The organism is Frankia sp. R43 (genome assembly GCF_001306465.1).
GTDB classification, from domain to species: domain Bacteria; phylum Actinomycetota; class Actinomycetes; order Frankiales; family Frankiaceae; genus Parafrankia; species Parafrankia irregularis.
This window is the reverse complement of record NZ_LFCW01000001.1, coordinates 1,392,196-1,411,002: the sequence shown is the minus strand read 5'-3', so window position 1 is coordinate 1,411,002 and position 18,807 is coordinate 1,392,196. Positions and strand designations below refer to the sequence as shown.

Here is an 18,807-nt window from a genome sequence, read left to right as displayed (position 1 = left end):
TGGGGCAGGTCCAGCCGCGTCACCAGCGCCGCGTCCCGGTAGCCTGAGTCCGTGTCCCCTCGCCCTACACGCCGGGTAGCTCTCGTCACGCTCGGCTGTTCCCGTAACGAGGTGGATTCGGAGGAGCTCGCCGCCCGCCTCGCCACTGATGGCTGGGAGCTGGTCGACGACGCCGAGCTCGCCGATGCGGTCCTGGTGAACACCTGCGGTTTCGTCGACGTGGCCAAGAAGGACTCGATCGACGCGCTGCTCGCCGCGGACGCACTGCGCGAGCCGGCGGGTGCGGCCACGGCCGGCGAACGCGGCGGACACGGGCCGGGTGGTCCGGGTGGCCCCGGCCCCGGCCCCGGCGCCGGTGGGCCGCGTGCGGTGGTGGCTGTGGGCTGTCTGGCGGAGCGCTACGGCCAGGAGCTCGCCGAGAGCCTGCCGGAAGCCGACGCCGTGCTCGGTTTCGATGCGTACCCGCAGATCTCGGCTCACCTCGAAGCGGTGCTCGCCGGCGCGGCGCCGGCCTCGCACACCCCGCGTGACCGGCGCACCCTGCTGCCGATCACGCCGGTCGAGCGTGCGGGTGTCTCCGGTGCCTCGGACGCCCCGCATCTGCCCGGGCACATCCAGCTGCCGACCACCCAGACGGCGGCTGGTACCCAGCGGGCGGCGGGCGCCCTGGCAGCGGGCACCGGCAGCCGTCCGAGCGAGCCGTCGGCGGGAGTTCTCGCCGGTGGGGTCGGTCGGCGTCGGCTGACCGAGGGTCCGGTCGTGCCGCTGAAGCTGTCGAGCGGGTGCGACCGGCGCTGTGCGTTCTGCGCCATTCCGTCGTTCCGTGGCTCCCATGTCTCCCGCCCGCCGGAGCAGGTGCTGGCCGAGGCCGAGTGGCTGGCCACGCAGGGAGCGCGCGAGCTGGTGCTCGTCAGCGAGAACTCCACGTCCTACGGCAAGGATCTCGGTGACCTGCGGGCGCTGGAGAAGCTGTTGCCGCGGCTGGCCGAGGTCCCGGGGATCGTCCGTGTCCGGACGGTGTACCTACAGCCGGCCGAGCTGCGTCCGTCGCTGCTCGAGGTGCTGCTGACGACGCCGGGTCTGGCCCCCTACCTGGACCTCTCCTTCCAGCACGCCAGCCCCGCGGTGCTGCGCCGGATGCGCCGGTTCGGTGGGACCGACGACTTTCTGGACCTGCTGCGCCGGGCCCGTGGGCTGCTCGGCGATCTCGGCGCGCGGTCGAACGTCATCGTCGGCTTCCCGGGCGAGACCGAGGAGGATGTCGACATCCTCATGGACTTCCTGGAGCGTGCAGATCTCGATGTCGTCGGTGTCTTCGGCTACTCCGACGAAGAGGGCACCGAAGCCGCCGGAATGGACGGTCATCTCGATCCCGACGAGATCGAGCGCCGCCGCGCCGACGTCACCGACCTCGTCGAGCAGCTGACGGCGGCCCGGGCCGAGCGCCGGGTGGGCACGACGGTCGAGGTCCTCGTCGAGGAGGTCGGCGGCGGTCTGGCGTTCGGCTGCGCCGGGCACCAGCAGGCCGACGCCGACGGCGCCTGCACCGTCCGGCTCCCCACCAGCCGCCCCGACGGGTCGGGCCACGGCGATGGATCGGCCTACGGCGGCGTGCGCGTCGGTGACCTTGTCGCCGCCCGGGTTGTGGCGGCGGAAGGCGTCGACCTGGTCGTGGAGTTCACCGATGTGCTCGACCGTGCCGCCGTCACGCCGGTGCGGGCCGCCTCCGCGCCGGCCGCTGTCGCGCCGGCCAACGCCATGCTGGCCAACGCGGTGCCGGCCGTGGGCGAGGGCCAGGCCGCGCTCAGCGGTGCGGTCGGCCAGTCGCCGGGTTCGGCGTGACCGGTCCCGTTGCGGGTCCCTCACCCGGCGGCGCGGCCGCCGGGACGGATCCGGCGGTGCTGGCGGGCGGGCCGGTGCTGGCGGGCGGGACACCGTCGGCCCGAGCGGTCGGACAACGGCCGGAGCGGACGGAGCCCGAGCGGTCGGCGCCCAACCCCCCGGCGCCCAAACCCCCAGAGCCCAAGCCGCCGGTGCTCAACATCGCCAACGTGCTCACCATCATCAGGTTGGCGTTGGTTCCGGTCTTCGTGGGCTTTCTGTTCGCCGGCCCGGACACCGACGGCTGGCGTTACGCGGCCTTCGCGGCCTACGCCGTCGCCGCCATCACCGACCAGATCGACGGCACGATCGCCCGTCGGCGCGGTCTGATCACCGATTTCGGGATTCTGGTCGATCCCATCGCCGACAAGGCGCTCACCGGTGCCGCCCTGGTCTCGCTGTCGCTGCTGGACGAGCTGCCCTGGGCGGTCACGGTGCTGGTCGCCGTCCGCGAGATCGGGGTGACGCTGCTGCGGCTGTGGGTCATCCGCTTCGGAGTGATCGCCGCGAGCCGTGGCGGCAAGGCGAAGACACTTCTGCTCAACATCTCGCTCGGCCTCTACGTGCTCCCGCTCGACGGGTTCGCGGCGACGGGCCGGGCGGTGATTCTCGGCTGTGGCGTCATCGTGGCCGTGGTGACCGGTGCGGACTATGTCTATCGTGCGCTCGCGCTGCGTCGCCGGGCCGGGGCCGGGGCCAGCGCTGCGGCTGGAGCCCGAACAGAGGAGACCGATGCGCGCTGAGCTGCTCGCGGTGGGGGACGAGCTCCTCTACGGCGACATCGTGAACGGCAACGCGGCCTGGCTGGGTGGCCAGCTGGCGGACGTCGGGGTCCAGGTGTCGACGTCGATCGTGGTCGGGGACGTGATCGCGGACATCGCCACGGCGATCGTCGCGGCGCTCGGCCGGGCCGACGCGGTCGTCCTCACCGGCGGGCTCGGCCCGACCCAGGACGACCTCACCCGTGAGGGCATCGCGCAGGCGGCCGGGGTGGGCCTGCACCGCGACGCGGCCGAGGAGGCGACGCTGCGCCGCCGGTTCGAGGAGATGGGGCGCAGCCGGGCCGGCTCGGGCGGGCGCGGGGTGCCCGAGATGAACTTCCGCCAGGCGGACCTTCCGGTCGGCGCGCAGGCCCTGCCCAACGTGCCGGGCACGGCGCCGGGCATCCGGATGGAGATCGGCTCCGGCGTGGTCTACGCCATGCCGGGGGTCCCGTTCGAGATGAAGGACATGTTCACCCGCAGCGTGCTGCCGGACATCCTGCGTCGGGCCGGTGAGCCGGCGGTCGTCGTGCACCGGGTGCTGCGGACTGCCGGCATGTGGGAGTCGATGGTCGCGGAGGCGCTCGCGGACGAGGTCACCAGGCTCGAGCCGCTCGGGAACCCGCGGATCGCCTTCCTGGCCAGCGGTGGCCAGACCCGGGTGCGGATCACGGCGCGGGCCGCTGATCGCCTCGCCGCCCAGGAGCTGATCGCTCCGGTCGAGGCGGCGGCGCGGGTGGCGCTCGGCCCCGGGCTGTACGGTGTCGACGACGACTCGCTCGAGAAGGTCGTCCTGGATCTGCTGGGCGCCCGGGGAGCGACGCTGGCCGTCGCGGAGTCGATGACCGGGGGGCTGCTCGCCGGCCGGCTGACCGACGTCCCCGGTGCGAGCGCGGTGCTGCGCGGTGGGGTGGTCGCCTACGCGACCGAGGTGAAGAGCTCCGCGCTGGGGGTCGACCCCGCGATCCTCGAGACCGTGGGCGCGGTGTCGCCGGAGACGGCGGTGGCCATGGCAGCCGGGGTGCGGGAGCGGCTCGGCGCCACCTATGGGCTGGCCACCACCGGTGTCGCCGGCCCGGACGAGCAGGAGGGGAAGCCTGTCGGCACGTTGCACGTCGGGCTCGCCGGCCCGGACGGGGCGACCACACGCACGGTGCGGCTGCCTGGTGACCGGCGCCGGGTTCGTGAGTTCGCCGTGGTCCAGGCCCTGGATGTGCTGCGGCGTGTCCTCACCGGAGTGGCGGCCGCGGGCGACTTCGGCCCGTGGGTGCCGACCGGGCCGCGCTGACCGGCGGGCCTCGGCGCGGCTCAGGGGTGCCCTGATCGCGGATTGACCCGGTCCGGGTGTGCTTACAGCGTTACAGTCGCATCAACGACGCCCCGGAAACGGGCTCGGCGGGTATACGGTGAAGCCAGCCCGTGGATGAAGGAGGAGGCTCGATGGTCCTGCTCCGACGCGTGATCGGCGAGGCATTGCGCCGCCGCCGACAGGATCAGCGCCGCACGTTGCGGGAGGTGTCGTCGGCCGCCAGAGTGTCGCTCGGCTACCTCTCCGAGGTGGAGCGTGGTCAGAAGGAGGCGAGCTCCGAACTGCTTGCCTCGATCTGCGATGCGCTGGGGGTACGTCTCGCCGATCTCCTGCGTGAGGTCAGCGACGATCTGGAGCTTGCCGAGCTGGCTGTGGGCGCCCCGGCGCCGGTCGGCGCCACGGCGGTCGTCGTGCCGGCGCGGCCGGCGGTGGTGGATCGCGCCGCCTAGAGCGGCCGGCCTGCATACGACTCCTCTCGGTGGGCACGTCCTGATGCGGACGTGTCCGAAACCTTCCGGGAGGAAAGCCATGAGCGCCATCCGCAGTCCGCTGTCCGACGAGGCGCGTGTCGTCGTCGGGGAGGCCCTTCAGGGCGCGGTCGTAGACCTGATCGATCTTTCCTTGCTGGGCAAGCAGCTGCACTGGAACGTCATCGGGCGGAACTTCCGCACGGTTCACCGCCAACTGGACGACGTGGTCGACCTCGGACGCCGGTACACGGACATGGCCGCCGAGCGGGCGGTCGCGATCGGGGTCAACCCCGACGGTCAGGCCACCACCGTCGCCCGCGGCAGCCATCTGCACGGCGTCGAGAGCGGCTACATCGGTGACGAGAAGGCAATCCGCCTCATCACGGACGTACTCGCCGGGATGATCACCAGGATGCGTACCCGGATGGATCTCACCGCCGAGCCGGACCCGGTGACGCAGGATCTGTTCATCGCGGTGATCCGCGATCTCGAGGAGCAGCACTGGATGTTCCAGGCGATGGTCTGACGGCGCGCCCCGAGCCTGCCCGAGCCCGGCCCTGCAGGCCGGCCCTGCGGCCCGGCCCTGCGGCCCGGCCCGACCACCGGGTGCGGGCGAGGGCGGTCAGATCAGTGACACTCGTCGACTCTCCGGATCGCCCTGCGCGTGGGACGATCGAGCAATGGCGAATGTTGTTCGCAAGGCCTTCCGCTACCTGTCCAAGCGGGCCGAGGTCGCGTTCGAGGAGAAGGCGGATCCGAAGATCCAGCTCGAGCAGGCGATGGACGAGGCGCGTGCGCAGCACGAGCGGCTCGTCTCGCAGGCGGCGCTCGTCGTGGGCAACCAACGCCAGATCGAGATGAAGCTGGGCCGCCAGATCGAGGAGGTCACGAACCTCACCGAGTCGGCCCGATCGGCCCTCGTGCTCGCGGACAACGGCCGCGCCGCCGGTGATCTCGCGGCGGCGGCCCGGTACGAGCAGGCCGCTCAGGCGTTCGCGAGCCGGCTCATCTCCGCGGAGTCGGCGCTGGAGGATCTCAAGCTGCTCCAGCGGCAGGCGGCCGAGTCGGCCGCCCAGGCCCGGGTCGCCGTCGAGGACAACGCCCTGCGCGTGCGGCGCCTGCAGGCCGAGCGGGCCCGCCTGCTCACCCAGATCGAGCATGCGGCGATGCACGAGCAGATGGGCAAGGTGATGGAGCAGATGACCTCGCTCCCGCCGGCCGGAGACGTCCCGACGCTCGCCGACGTCCGGGACAAGATCGAGAAGCGTTACGCGGTGGCTCGGGGCCGCCAGGAGCTGGCGTCGCAGGGCCTGGAAGCTCAGATGATCGAGGTGCAGCGGGCCACCATGGACGCGCAGGCGATGGGGCGCCTGGCGGAGCTGAGGGCGTCCCTGCCGCCCGCAGCCGCGCCGGCGGCCGGTTCCACGGGCGTGGCGCCTCACGTCGGCGATCAGGGGGCCCCGGAGGCGCCCGCGGTCGAAGCCGCTCGGCCTGGCGGTGGCGCTGGCGGCACCAGTGGCACCAGCGGCACTGGTGGTCCGCGCCCGTCGTTGGAGAAGGCATCGGATGATGCCCAGACGTCGCCGGACGCGCGCTGACGTTGCCGGATACGCGCTGACACTGCCGCGGACGCGCGCTGCCACCGCATGCGCTCATACCGGAAGGCTGCTGATGACCGACGTGGCGGGAAGCCCCGGCGAGCCCGGTTCGCCGCCCGTGGGCCCGCAGCCTCCGGCCGCGCCCGAGGCTGAGCACCGGTCCGCGCCGAGGCGGGCCGCGCCCGCACCGCAGGTTCCCGCCGAGCCGCGTGATTCGAAGAACTTCGCAGATTTCGGGCCGGCGGTCACCCGGAATGTTCCCGGTGGGACACAGAGTATGTCCGGCGGTTTCGAAGAACCCCGATCCGGCCGTCAACGCAGAAGTTTTTCGCACTTTATCGGTCTCGCTGACGACGCTGGCGGATTCGGCTTCTCCGGTGCGGTCGCGGCGGTCACTCCCGGTCTTCCGGACTGGCTGCGGGCGGACGTCGAACGTCGTTCGTTCGAGAACTCACACCGCCGGCTCGACCGGCCGTTCCGGCGGGCCCGTCGGCGTGCGTTGAATTCCGCCCGGATCTGGGCCGCCGCCGCTGCCGCCTCGCCGGTGGCGGCCGTCGCCGCCGATGAATGGGGTTGGCTGGGTTTCGGCGCGGCAGCCCTCGTTCAGGCCGCTGTGTCGTTTCGGGAGTTCCGAACGTCTCCGGATACCGGGCTGCCCGTGCCGCGCGTCGCTCCGCTGAAGGCCATGGAGATACGCCGGTCCGCGGCCGCGCGTGCGCTGCGCCGCGGCGAGGCCGGGCTGGCCGCTCTCGCCGCCCTGCTGCTCGCGGTCGAGGCTCGTCCGGCCGCCGCGCAGGTGTTGCGGGCCACCGAGACCGCCGCCCGCCTGGTCGACGACCTCCGATCGACCGCCCGCAGGGTGCTGGCCTGCGAGTCCGCGCTGCGTGCGGTGTCGGATCCGGCGGTGCGGGCCGAGATCAGCACCACCTCCGCCCGGCTGCTGGCGGGCATGGACCAGGCCGCGGACCTGCTCGACGGCCTGCTGGCCGCGGCCACGCAGATCGTCGGCGCCGTCACGGTCGCGGGCTCGTCCCCGCGGCTCGCGGAGCTCACGGCTGACGTCGAACGCCTGCGCACCTACGCCGATGGGCTATCGGAACTGCTGGGATCGGGCGGGCCGGGCCGCCCGGCCTGATCTGGCACGATTCTCTCAGGTGTGACGTCCGTTTAACGTCCGTCCGCCGCGGCCTGCCCTTTCCGGCCGGCGGCAACGGCCGGTTCCGCCTGTCTGGCAGCGACTTTCGGCTGGAACGGCGAGGCAAAGGTCATCCCACTAAGTGCACAGCGACTATGCAGTTAATTCTTTTTGGACTTTCTGGTGTGCACCCGGGTTGGCACCTTCGAGGGGCATGTAGGTTTGGGTATGTGACCTCGGTTATGGCGCACAAGCGCGGTTTGGCCTAATGTCCCAGATGTCCGATCGGCGATTGTGGCGCTGGATGACGAAGGGGAGCGTCTTCCACGTTTTCATCGCCGCCGTGCGATGGCCAGACCGGCGGTCCCGGACGTCCGGATGGCATGACGCAGCCAGGCAGGTGGAAGTGCCATGACGCAAATCAGTGGGGACGATATCGAATCCCCGAACCAGGAGCCTGCCCGGCAGGTACCCGATGAGGCAGGCGCACTCACGGACGTCGACCAGCCGTTCAGCGGCGACCGGTGGTCACTGGTCCTTCCGCACCGCGAGCGACTGGTGCACATCGCCCGTCGGCGGCTGCCGAGCACCGCCGACGCGGAGGACTGCGCGCAGGAGGCACTTGTCCGTGCCGCCGGGTTCCGCAACCTCGACAGCCATCGGGTCGGTCAGTTCCTGACCACGACGGTGCTGCGGCTGTGTGTGGACCACCACCGTGCGCGGATGCGCGCGGACCGCGCGATGGCCCGCAGCGTCGCGGCACCCAGCGACCCCGGTCCCGAGGACTCGACCTGCGACCGTGCGGAGGCGCTCTGGCTGCTCGACCAGACCCGCCGGCTCCGCGGTCGGGAACGGCAGATCATGATGGCCCGCGCCGCCGGCCGGACCACCCGTCAGGCGGCGGATGATCTGTCGATCAGCGTGAAGGCCGCGGAGGGCGCGTTCACCCGCGGCCGGGCCCGCCTGCTGGCGGCCAGCAGGGTCTGAGACCCGGCCCGGTGGCCGGGCCACGCCTGCGGTCAGCCGGCCGGTGGCTCCGGCACCGGCCCTGGCTGGCAGGTCGGACACCATGCGGTGACCCGATCGTTGCCACCGCCGACGTCGACGCGGACGTCGGCGGAACTGCCGGCACCATCAGCGTGCCGGCCCTGGTCACGCCGGACGTCGAGGCGCGGGCCCCGCTCACCGGGTCCGCGGCTACGTCCCGGCGATCCGCGTTCGGACGAACTCTGGGTGGAGACCCGCCGATCCAGCCGGCGGACAAGCGTGCCGCAGCGCCGACACGGCCTGCCTGCGCGCCCGTACACCCAATGCTGTTCGCCCGGGCGGGCGGAACCAGTCGTCACCTGGTGACCGCCCCGCGCCCCGGCCCTGACCATCGCCTGGGCGCGGCGGACCAGACCGGGAAGGTCACGCACCTCGCCGACCGGGGTCCAGGGGCTGACGCCGGCGAGGAAACACGCCTCCGTCCGCCAGATGTTGCCCAGACCGGCCAGCATGCGCTGATCGAGTAGCGCGACGCCGATCTCGCGGGTCGGATCCGCCAGCAGGTTGGCGACGGCGCGGTCGAGATCCCAGTCGGCGCCGAGCACGTCCGGGCCGAGGTGCCCGACGACCCGGTCCTCCGAGGCGGTCGGTAGCAGGTCGACGACCGGCAGCCGGTAACCCACCGCTACCTGCACCGCGGTGACCAGCACGACCCGGATCTGCCAGGCCGGCCCGCCAGACCACCGTGAGCCTGGCCGGTACAGGTGCCAGGAACCCTCCATGCGGAGGTGGGTGTGCAGCGTCAGGCCGCCGTCGACGCGCAGCAGCAGGTGCTTGCCCCGCGCGCATACCTCGAGGACCTCCCGCCCGCGCAGGTCGGCGGTTGCCAGCGACGGCATCCGGAAGTCCGACCGCAGCAAATGCTGACCGCGCAGCGCCGCGTCGAGCCGGCGCGCCGTGAGCCAGACCGTGTCGCCTTCGGGCACCTCTCGATAGTGCCTCCGAACTGGCGGTGCCTCCGAACTGGCGGTGCCTCCGAACTGGCGGTGACCGAATCGCGGGTACGGCTGAGAAGGGCCGGTCGGCTCAGCTGGCGGCGGGGGTCGAATCCGCGGCGGGGAAGATCCGGGAGGGCGCCCGGCGCACCACCAGGGCGCCCAGGGCCGCGACGATCACAGTCAGCCCGAACACGGTCGCGAGCCCCAGGTCGGGAGTGCCGTTCGCCGCCTCGCTGGCCGCGACCGCCGCGCCGCCGAGGCCGGTGCCCAGCGCGGTTCCCAGGTTGTCCGACAGGGTCACCGCGCTCGACGCGGTGCCGTGGCGTTCAGGTGGCGTCTCGGCGAGCACGAGGCTGGCGATCGGGGAGTAGGCCAGGCCCATCCCGAGCCCGGCGACCGCCCAGCAGGCGATCGGCACCGCGAGTGCCACCGCGTCGACCAGCACCAGCGCGAAACCCGCCGTGCCCGCGGAGACCGCGAGCAGCCCGGTGCCTATCAGGACACGGCCCGGGACCCGGCCGGCCAGCCGCGCCTGCGTCCAGGAACCGGTCGTCCAGGTGACCGTCACCGCGGTCACGGCCGCGCTCGCCACGATGGTCGGCTCATGCCGGGCCGCCGTGATCGCCAGCGGGACGAACGTGTCGGTGCCGAAGAAGGCGAACGTCAACAGTCCGCGGGCGGCCACCGCGGCCGCGATGCCGGGCCGGGCCCGCAGGGTGCCTGCCGGGAGCAGCGCGCGCACCGGCTGGTAGGCCAGCACGGATCCGACGGCGATGAGCGCCAGCCCCGGCGCCGACCGGCCGGTCAGCCCGGCGAGAACCAGACCGGCACCGACGCTCACCCGCAGCGCCGCGATCAGGCGCGGCGCGGTCGGCGCGACGTCCACCGTGGTCGGGGCCGGCACACCTCGCAGCGCGCGGACAGTGCCGGTGCCGGCCACCGCGACAAGCGGTATCAGCCCGCCGAAAACCCAGCGCCACCCGGCGTGCTCGGCGACGAGCGCGGCGGTCGCCGGCCCGATCAGGCCGGGCAGCACCCAGGCGGTGGCCGTCACCGCGAACATCCGGGGACGCTGCGATTCCGGATAGGCGCGGCCGATCGTCGCGTAAAGGATGGCCGGTACGGCACCGCCGCCCAGCCCCTGCAGGACCCGGCCGGCCACCAGGATCCACATGTTCGGTGCCAGCGCGGCCACGGCGAGCCCCGCGCCGAACAGCACCAGCCCGGCGGTGAGTGGCCGGGCCGCTCCGACCCGGTCGCTCTCCGCACCGGCGATCACGACTCCGACCAGCAGCCCGAGGAAGAACCCGCTGGTCGTCCAGCCGTAGAGGGACAGGCCGGACAGATCCTCGGCGACCTTCGGCAGCACGGTGATGACCGCCATCGCCTCGAACGCGATCAGCGTCACCGTGCTGACGAGGCCGAGCGTCAGGGCACGCAGCCGCGGGTCCCATGGGGTGGGATCGGCCGTCTGCCCTCGGGATCCCCGCCCGGAAGGCCCGCGTTCGGTCGACCCGTGATCGGTCGACCCGTGATCGGTCGACCCGTGATCGGTCGACCCGTGATCGGTCGACCCATGCTCGGGTGGCCCCTTCGCGGGTGGCTCGTTCTCGGGTGATCTGTTCGATGCGCTCATGCGCGTAGCCGCAGCCCGCGCGGGGTCGGATGGAAACCCGCGGCCTCCAGGGCCACGCCGAGCCCGCTGCCCACCACCGCGACGCCGTCGGCCTTCTCCACGGTCAGGCGGCCGAGCGCTCCGGCGCGGACGGCCTGCGCGAGGGCCTCCACCGCCGGGCCGAGCAGCGCCGGGGTGTCCGACCACGACAGCAGCGTGCGGCCGCCGCGTTCGACGTAGAGCACCAGCTCACCATCGACGAGAACGACGACCGCGCCCGCCTTGCGGCCGGCGCGGTGACCGGATCCCTCGCCTTCGCCCGCAGCCGCCGGGCGTGGGGGCCACGGCAGCGCGGCGCCGTACGGATTCGCCGGATCCGCAGCGGCGAGCACGACAGCCCGCGCATCGGCTTCACCCGGACGCGGCATACCGAAACCCGCCCCGCCGGCCAGGCGCGCGCTCGCGACGTGCCCGGCGCCCGCGCCCGCCATGCCGGCTCCTGCCATGCCCGCGCCCATGGCGAACGGTCCGGCGGCCGCCCAGCTGGGCTGGTCAGCGGCGTCGCGCTGAGCCGCGGCGATGGCGCGGAGCCGGTCGACGGCGCCCGGGACGGCGAACTGCGCCGCACCCAGCGACTCGACGAAGTAGCCGCGGCGGCAGCGCCCCGCCTCCTCGAACGCCGCCAGCACTCGGTAGACCGCCGCGAAGCCGCCCGGCGTGTGCTCGGCGGCGACCGCACCGCGGGTGACGATGCCGTGCCGCTCCAGCAGCGCCTCGGCCAGCGCGTGCGCGCGCCGGGTCGGGTCGCTCTCCCGCTCGGGGAGCAGCGACCACCGGCCACCGACCGTCGGAGGGCCGGTCCGGCGTGGCATCGCGGGCCGCCCGCGGCCGAGCCGGGCCACCCGGCCGCGGGGGGCCCGGCGGCTCGGCTGCGCCGGATGGCCCGCTCCGAGCTGGACGCGCAGCGCGGCGAGCGTGTCGTTGGTGACCAGACCGGCCCACACCAGATCCCACAGGGCGCTCGCGAGGGCGGTGTCCTCGACGAGCCCGGCGTCGTCGAGGCTGCCCACCCGGTCGGAGAGGCCGCGGAAGAACAGCGCCTGGCCGTCCGCGAGCGCGTCCAGGATGGCGCGGTGGGTCTGGCCCGCCGCCGCGTCCGGGTCGGGCTGCGGCAGCAGGTCCTCGGCGGTCTCCGCCAGGACGAGGGTGAGCCACCCGTCGTTACCGGGAAGCCCGCCGGAACCGGCCCACAGCACCTCGCCCGTGGCGCACAGCTCGTCGAGCATCGCCGGCGCGTAGTCGCTGACCCGGGACGGCAGCACCAGCTGCTCCAGCGAGCTCGCCGGCACCAGCGCGCCCTGGAGCTGTTCGATGGCACGCAACACCCCGTCGACGCCCCGGCCGCGCCGGGTCGTCACCGACTGCCAGGCTGGCAGGAACTCGCCCATCGCCCGGACCGGGACGGCCTCGACCTCCTTGCGCAACGCGGCGAGGCTGCGCCGGCGCAGCGAGCGCAGCACCCCCGCGTCGCACCACTGCTCACCCGCGCGGTCCGGGTGCAGCTCGCCGCGGACCAGGCGCCCCTCGGCGGTGAGCCGCTCGAGCACGCCTTCGACCACCGCGACGCCGAGCCCGAAACGGCCGGCGACATCCGCTGACTCGAACGGGCCGTGTGTGCGGGCGTAGCGTGAGATCAGGTCACCGAGCGGATCACGCACCGGCTCGGTGAACGCGGCTGGAACGCCGACCGGCAGTGCCACGCCGAGCGCGTCGCGCAGTCGGCCCGCGTCCTCGACCGGAACCCACCGCTCGGCCCCGGTGATCCGTACCCGGATCGCGCGACCGGCCCGCTCCAGCGATTCCAGCCAGGAGTGCTCCACGCCGCGGGCGGCGGCCTCCTCCAGGCTCAGATCCCCGAGCACCCGCAGCAGATCGGCCGCGGACTCCGCGTCCCGCGCGTGCCGTTCGGGCACCAGCCGCTGCAGCTCGGCGACGATCCGTTCGAGCACGCGGGGATCGATGAGCTCCCGCAGCTCCGTCTCGCCGAGCAGCTCGGCGAGCAGCGAGCTGTCGAGGGAGAGGACCTGGGCGCGGCGCTCGGCCAGCGGGGCGTCGCCGTCGTACATGAACGCCGCGACATAGCCGAACAGCAGCGACGAGGCGAACGGGGAGGGCGCCGCGGTCTCCACCTCGACGACCCGCAGCGACCGTGCGTCGACCTCGCGCATCAACCCGACCAGGGCCGGCACGTCGTAGACGTCCTGCAGGCACTCGCGCATCGTCTCGAGCACCACCGGGAAGTCGCCGAACGTGGCGGCGACCGACAGCAGATGCGCGCTGCGCTGGCGCTGCTGCCACAGCGGTGTGCGCCGGCCGGGGGTGCGGCGTGGCAGCAGCAGGGACCGGCTCGCGCACTCGCGGAAGCGGCTCGCGAACAGGGCACTGCCGCCGACCTCGGCCCGCACGACCGCCTCGATCTCCGCGGGGTCGAAGACGACCAGCTCCGCCCGGGGCGCCTCGGCCGCGTCCGGGACGCGGGCCACCACACCGTCGTCGGTGTGCATGATCTGCACCTCGGAGCCGTACCGTTCCCGCAGGCGGGCACCGATCGCCAGCGCCCAGGGCGCGTTCACCGGCGCCCCGAACGGCGAATGGACGGCGAGCCGCCAGTCACCCAGCTCATCCCGGAACCGTTCGACGACCAGATGCCGGTCGTCGGAGAGGTGCCCGGTGGCCGCCCGCTGCTCGTCCAGGTAGCTCAGCAGGTTGCCGGCGGCCCAGTCGTCCAGCCCGGCCGCGCGGACGCGGGCCGTCGCCGCCGCGGGCGCCAGCGTGGCCAGCTCCCGCAGGAACGCGCCGAGGGCACGGCCCAGCTCGGCGGGCCGGCCTGGCGCGTCGCCGTGCCAGAAGGGCAGTCGGCCGGGCCGGCCGGGCGCGGGCGTGACGAGCACCCGGTCCGGCGTGATCTCCTCGATGCGCCAGCTCGACGAGCCGAGCAGCACGACGTCGCCGATGCGCGACTCGTAGACCATCTCCTCGTCGAGCTCGCCGACCCGGCTGGCCTTCTCCCCGAGCAGGAAGACACCGAACATGCCGCGGTCGGGAATGGTGCCGCCGCTGGTGACGGCGAGCCGCTGCGCCCCGGGCCGGCTCGCGAGCACACCAGTGGCCCGGTCCCAGGTGATGCGGGGACGCAGCTCGGCGAAGTCGTCGGACGGATACCTCCCGGCCAGCATGTCCAGGACGCCCTCGTACGCCGAGCCGGGCAGGCCCGCGAACGGTGCCGCACGGCGAACCAGCGCGCCCAGTTCGTCCACCTCGCGGTCCTCCATCGCGAGGATCGCCACGATCTGCTGCGCCAGCACGTCCAGCGGGTTGCGCGGGTAACGGACGGCCTCGATCTGCGCGGAGCGCATCCGCTCGGCGACGACGGCGCATTCCAGCAGGTCGGAGCGGTGCTTGGGCAGGACCACGCCCCGGCTCGCGGCGCCGACCTGGTGGCCTGCCCGCCCGATCCGCTGCATACCGGCCGCGACGCTCGGCGGTGACTCGATCTGCACGACCAGATCGACCGCGCCCATGTCGATGCCCAGCTCGAGGCTGGAGGTCGCGACCACGGCGGGCAGCCGCCCGGACTTCAGATCGTCCTCGATCAGCAGGCGCTGCTCCCGGCTCACGCTGCCGTGGTGGGCACGCGCGACCTCGACGCCCACCGGTGGCGCGGCGCCACCGGCCGGACCCATCAGATCCGCCGGTGACAGACGCCCGGTGCTCTTCACCGCGGTCTGCCCGCCAGCCGTGGCCTGTTCGAACGCCGTGGCCTGTCCGAAGGCCGCAGCCTGCTCGATGCGGTCGGCGTACAGCTCGTTGAGCCGGGCGCACAGGCGCTCGGCCAGCCGCCGCGAGTTCACGAAGACGATCGTCGAGGAATGGGAGAGGATCAGATCCAGCACTCGCTCCTCGACCGCGGGCCAGATCGACGCGCGCGGGCCCGGGCCGGCGGCGGGCCCCTCGGCGACGGCCTCCAGTGGCAGGACCTGTGGCGGCGTCGTTGGTGTTGGTGTCGGTGTCGGTGTCGGTGTCTCGTCGAGGTTCGCCATGTCCTCGACGGGGACGGCCACCTCGATCTGAAGCGTCTTCTCGGACGGCGGTCGGATGACCGTCACCGGGTGTGGCCCGCCGAGGAAACGGGCGATCTCCTCCACCGGGCGCACGGTCGCGGACAGCCCGACCCGCTGCGCCGGGGCATCGAGCAGATCGTCGAGGCGTTCCAGACTCAGTGCCAGATGCGCGCCCCGCTTGGTGCCCGCGACAGCGTGGACCTCGTCGACGATCACAGTCCGGACGCCGCGCAGGGCTGTGCGGGCGGCGCTGGTGAGGATCAGGAACAGCGACTCCGGCGTGGTGATCAGGATGTCGGGCGGAGTCCGGCCGAATGATCGGCGTTCGGCCGCTGGAGTGTCGCCGGAGCGGACACCGACGGACACCTCCGGGACGGGCTGACCCAGCCGCGCGGCGGCGGCCCGGATGCCGGCGAGCGGCGCCCGCAGGTTGCGCTCGACGTCGACCGCGAGTGCCTTGAGCGGGCTCACATACAGCACCCGGCAGCGCAGCGTCGGGTCCGCCGGAGGGCTGGAACGAGCCAGACCGTCCAGCGACCACAGGAAGGCCGCGAGCGTCTTGCCGGACCCGGTCGGCGCCACCACCAGGGCACTCGCGCCTCGGGACACGGCCGACCAGGCCTCGGACTGGGCCGGGGTCGGCGCCGCGAAGGACGAGGCGAACCACTCTCGGGTCGGGGCCGTGAAGGCGGCGAGGGGGTCCGGGACGTCCGAGGCGGTCACGGCATCAGTCTGCTTCCTGCCACCGACACAAATCCCGCGGTCCACGGCCGGGTCCGCCCGGCGTCGCCGGACGGTCACCGGACGGTCGCCGGTATGAGGACCCGGCCGTGGCTGGGGCGCGGTCGGCGGCGTGCAGACTGGAGCGGTGCGACTGACCGAGTTCTGGGCGAACATGAACAAGCAGTTCGGCGCTGCCTACGCCGACTCGCTCGCACGCGACCACGTGATCGCCGGTCTGGGTGGGGCGACGGTGGAGGCGGCGCTGCGGCGGGGGGACGACGCCAAGCAGGTGTGGCGCGCGGTATGTGACGAGTTCGACGTGCCGGCTCGCGACCGCTGACGCCGGCACCTTGGTGGGCCCGGCGTCGAGTTGGTGGCAGCCGGTGGCGGCGGATGGCCGCGGCTGTGGGCGGCCACGGGTGGTGGCCGAGTGGCGGCAGTGGCGGGTGAGTGGTGGCCGAGCGGCAGTGGGTGGTGGCCGAGTGGCGCCGGAACCCGGCCCGGCAGGTGTGCGGGGAGCGGTGGGGCCACCCGTTCGGGTGAGCCACGGCGTGTCGTTGAGGCTTCGAACGAATGTTCGGCTACTGTTGTCCACATGCTCTCCGATGTCCACAGAAGCGACCCGGCTCTCGAAACTGTCGGACCCACCCCCTAGCGTCGGATCGTGGCCAAGACTCGACGACCTCTGCATGGAGTAACTCCAATGGTTGGACCCGACCGCGAGAAGGCGTTGGAGAACGCCCTTGCGCAGATCGACAAGCAGTTCGGCAAGGGCTCGGTCATGCGCCTGGGGGATGACACCAGGCCGCCGATCCAGGCGATCCCGACCGGATCGATCGCGCTCGATGTCGCGCTCGGTATCGGGGGTCTTCCCCGTGGGCGCATCATCGAGGTCTACGGGCCGGAGTCGTCCGGAAAGACCACGGTCGCCCTGCACGCTGTGGCTAACGCCCAGGCGGCCGGTGGCATCGCGGCCTTCATCGACGCGGAGCACGCGCTTGACCCCGAGTACGCGGGCAAGCTGGGCGTCGACACGGACGCGTTGCTGGTCTCCCAGCCCGACACGGGGGAGCAGGCGCTGGAGATCGCGGACATGCTGATCCGCTCCGGCGCGCTGGACATCATCGTCATCGACTCGGTGGCTGCCCTCGTGCCACGTGCCGAGATCGAGGGCGAGATGGGTGACAGCCACGTCGGCCTGCAGGCCAGGCTGATGTCCCAGGCGTTGCGGAAGATCACCGGCGCGCTCGCGAACTCGGGCACGACCGCGATCTTCATCAACCAGCTCCGGGAGAAGGTCGGCGTCATGTTCGGCTCCCCGGAGACGACCACCGGTGGCAAGGCGTTGAAGTTCTACGCCTCCGTCCGGCTGGATGTCCGTCGCATCGAGACCCTGAAGGACGGGCAGGAAGCCGTCGGTAACCGAACCAGGGTGAAGGTCGTCAAGAACAAGATGGCGCCACCTTTCCGGACGGCCGAGTTCGACATCGTCTACGGCGGCGGCATCAGCCGTGAGGGCTCCCTCATCGACATGGGTGTCGAGCACGGCATCATTCGCAAGTCCGGCGCCTGGTACACCTACGACGGCGACCAGCTCGGCCAGGGCAAGGAAAATGCGCGTTCATTCCTGCGCGACAATCCTGATCTGGCGAACGAGATCGAGAAGCGGATCAAGGAGAAGCTCGGTATAACGCCGGCGCTGGACGCTGACGCGGATGCGCCCGCTCCGGTTCCGGTCGACCTCTGACCCGGGGTGCCGTGTTCCCGCCCGAGCTGTCGTCAGCTGTGCAGGATGTGGTGAAGGGGGAGGTCGGGCCGGCGGCAGCGGACCGCTCGTCGGGTACGTCGGGTACCGCTGCGGCGTCGGCCCGCGCGGGCCGGGTCGACCCGCTGGCAGCCGCGCGGGAGATCTGCCTGCACCAGCTCGCGGCCCGGCCGCGTAGCCGGGCAGAGCTCGCGGCGGTGCTGAGTCGCCGGGGCGTCGAGGAGGAGATCGCCGGGCTGGTTCTCGATCGTCTGGCCGAGGTTGGTCTGGTGGACGATGAGGCCTTCGCGGCCGCGTTCGTCTCGTCGGCCCGGGCTGGGCGGGGATTGGGCCGTCGCGCGCTCGCCGTCGAGCTGCGACGGCGCGGGGTGCAGCCCGAGGTGTCGGAGGAAGCCCTGGCGGCGGTCGGCACCGAGGACGAGGAGGTGACCGCACGTTCCCTCGTCGCCCGGCGTCTTCGTGCCATGGAGGGCCTGCCGGCGCCGGTGCAGGCCCGCCGGCTGGCCGCCCTGCTCACCCGAAAGGGCTATCCGCTCGACCTCGTCCGGCGAGTCGTCGAGGAGGCGGTCGAGGCGGTCGTCGAAGAGGAGGCCGAAGAAGCGGACAGCGACGTCGACAGCCTGGACCGGGGCGTGCAGCGCCGGCCGCGGAGCCGCTGGCAAAGCTGAATGGGTGGCTCCCTCCCGGCGGTCCGGGTGCGGTGGATCGGCGATGTTTTTCTTGACCGAATGAAAGTTACAGACCTACCCTTTCACAAAGGTGCAAGGGTAGCCGCGCGTATGCGGTTCCAGATAGCTGGCCAACTTCACATCAGGGCGGTGTTCCTTCGACCGCCGGTGGTCCTGCGCTGTCGGCAGGCTCGGCTTTCGGTGCCGATGTGCCCTCCGGTGGCCTGATTTAGGGCACCGGTCGATAGGTGCTGCCTGCTCGCTGGCTGGTCTTGGTCCCGTGCACCTCACGCCTGTCATCACAGGCGTGAACAGAAGCGGGAGGAGCAACCGTGGGTGTCGCCCTCATAGCGCTTCTCGTCCTGCTTCTTCTCGCGGTGGTCGGTCTGACCGTCGTTCTGTTGCACCTGGTGCGGGCTGGAACGCTCGGCGTAGGCGGCGGTGTCGCTCTCGGTAAGCAGGGTGAACCGGCCGGCGCTTCCACCGCTTCCACCGCTGACCCCACCCCTGCGGCCAGCACCCCTGTCACGGCTGATACCGCCGGCGCGGCTGTCACCGCGGATACCGCTGTCACCGCGGATGCTGCCGTCGCCGACACCACGGCCGTCACTGACACCACCGACACCACTGTCGCTGCTGACACCGCTGTCGCAGCTGACGGCGCGGCCCGGCCCACGCCGGACATTCCCGCTCGGCTGGATGGTCAGCCTTCGCCCGATGCGCGGGCGGACGCTCAGGCCCACGCGGAGTCGGTCGACCCACAGGCGCCTGAAGCC

At 72.7% G+C, this 18,807-nt stretch carries 15 protein-coding genes; 11 read left to right on the top strand and 4 right to left on the bottom strand.

Translation table 11 applies throughout. The features are described 5' to 3' along the window. Positions 1-51 precede the first annotated feature (51 nt). From ACG83_RS05300 to ACG83_RS05265, 8 genes are all read left to right on the top strand, one after another. Positions 52-1,842 (top strand): MiaB/RimO family radical SAM methylthiotransferase, encoded by a 1,791-nt coding sequence (locus tag ACG83_RS05300; RefSeq protein WP_054564958.1) that lies wholly within the window; start codon positions 52-54, stop codon positions 1,840-1,842. Next, positions 1,839-2,624 carry a CDP-alcohol phosphatidyltransferase family protein gene (locus ACG83_RS05295; protein ID WP_063792977.1) on the top strand — a complete coding sequence of 262 codons (786 nt, stop codon included), beginning with the start codon at positions 1,839-1,841 and terminating at the stop codon, positions 2,622-2,624. Before ACG83_RS05300 ends, ACG83_RS05295 begins: the two co-directional genes overlap by 4 nt. Continuing rightward, positions 2,614-3,930, top strand: coding sequence for a competence/damage-inducible protein A (locus tag ACG83_RS05290; RefSeq protein WP_054564957.1), 1,317 nt, complete (start codon positions 2,614-2,616; stop codon positions 3,928-3,930). The genes ACG83_RS05295 and ACG83_RS05290 overlap by 11 nt, the downstream gene beginning before the upstream one ends. A gap of 152 nt (positions 3,931-4,082) precedes the next feature. Further along, a complete protein-coding gene (locus tag ACG83_RS05285; protein ID WP_006544978.1) occupies positions 4,083-4,400 on the top strand; it encodes a helix-turn-helix domain-containing protein in 318 nt (105 codons plus the stop codon). Positions 4,401-4,479: 79 nt separating this feature from the next. Beyond that, entirely contained in the window at positions 4,480-4,947 is a 468-nt protein-coding gene (locus ACG83_RS05280; protein WP_054564956.1) for a Dps family protein, read from the top strand. A 154-nt stretch (positions 4,948-5,101) separates the two neighbouring features. Then, positions 5,102-6,019 carry a PspA/IM30 family protein gene (locus tag ACG83_RS05275; protein WP_054564955.1) on the top strand — a complete coding sequence of 306 codons (918 nt, stop codon included), beginning with the start codon at positions 5,102-5,104 and terminating at the stop codon, positions 6,017-6,019. Between the two features lie 277 nt (positions 6,020-6,296). Beyond that, positions 6,297-7,154, top strand: coding sequence for a hypothetical protein (locus ACG83_RS05270; RefSeq protein WP_235497668.1), 858 nt, complete (start codon positions 6,297-6,299; stop codon positions 7,152-7,154). A 411-nt stretch (positions 7,155-7,565) separates the two neighbouring features. Next, on the top strand, positions 7,566-8,141 hold the full coding sequence (locus tag ACG83_RS05265) for an RNA polymerase sigma factor (protein WP_006544378.1): 576 nt from the start codon (positions 7,566-7,568) through the stop codon (positions 8,139-8,141). 32 nt (positions 8,142-8,173) lie between these two features. Here the strand turns inward: ACG83_RS05265 and ACG83_RS05260 are convergent, their stop codons facing one another. The 3 genes from ACG83_RS05260 to ACG83_RS05250 all read right to left on the bottom strand — a co-directional run bounded on the left by ACG83_RS05260 (position 8,174) and on the right by ACG83_RS05250 (position 15,598). Further along, the gene (locus ACG83_RS05260; RefSeq protein ID WP_054564954.1) at positions 8,174-9,127 is read right to left on the bottom strand and encodes a DNA-formamidopyrimidine glycosylase family protein; all 954 of its coding nucleotides are present in this window, start codon (positions 9,125-9,127) and stop codon (positions 8,174-8,176) included. A 100-nt stretch (positions 9,128-9,227) separates the two neighbouring features. Continuing rightward, positions 9,228-10,775, bottom strand: a complete 1,548-nt coding sequence (locus ACG83_RS05255; RefSeq protein ID WP_054564953.1) for an MFS transporter — start codon at positions 10,773-10,775, stop codon at positions 9,228-9,230. After that, entirely contained in the window at positions 10,772-15,598 is a 4,827-nt protein-coding gene (locus tag ACG83_RS05250) for an ATP-dependent helicase (protein WP_200931271.1), read from the bottom strand. Before ACG83_RS05250 ends, ACG83_RS05255 begins: the two co-directional genes overlap by 4 nt. A 130-nt stretch (positions 15,599-15,728) precedes the next feature. Between ACG83_RS05250 and ACG83_RS05245 the strand changes: the two genes are divergently transcribed. The 3 genes from ACG83_RS05245 to recX all read left to right on the top strand — a co-directional run bounded on the left by ACG83_RS05245 (position 15,729) and on the right by recX (position 18,031). Further along, positions 15,729-15,938 (top strand): DUF3046 domain-containing protein, encoded by a 210-nt coding sequence (locus tag ACG83_RS05245; protein WP_006544383.1) that lies wholly within the window; start codon positions 15,729-15,731, stop codon positions 15,936-15,938. Positions 15,939-16,301: 363 nt separating this feature from the next. Next, positions 16,302-17,345 (top strand): recombinase RecA, encoded by a 1,044-nt coding sequence (gene recA / locus ACG83_RS05240; protein ID WP_054564952.1) that lies wholly within the window; start codon positions 16,302-16,304, stop codon positions 17,343-17,345. A gap of 50 nt (positions 17,346-17,395) precedes the next feature. Continuing rightward, the gene (gene recX, locus ACG83_RS05235; RefSeq protein ID WP_304438423.1) at positions 17,396-18,031 is read left to right on the top strand and encodes a recombination regulator RecX; all 636 of its coding nucleotides are present in this window, start codon (positions 17,396-17,398) and stop codon (positions 18,029-18,031) included. Between the two features lie 299 nt (positions 18,032-18,330). Here recX and ACG83_RS46485 read toward each other — a convergent pair whose 3' ends face one another. Then, positions 18,331-18,774 carry a hypothetical protein gene (locus ACG83_RS46485; RefSeq protein WP_054564950.1) on the bottom strand — a complete coding sequence of 148 codons (444 nt, stop codon included), beginning with the start codon at positions 18,772-18,774 and terminating at the stop codon, positions 18,331-18,333. Positions 18,775-18,807: the final 33 nt, after the last annotated feature.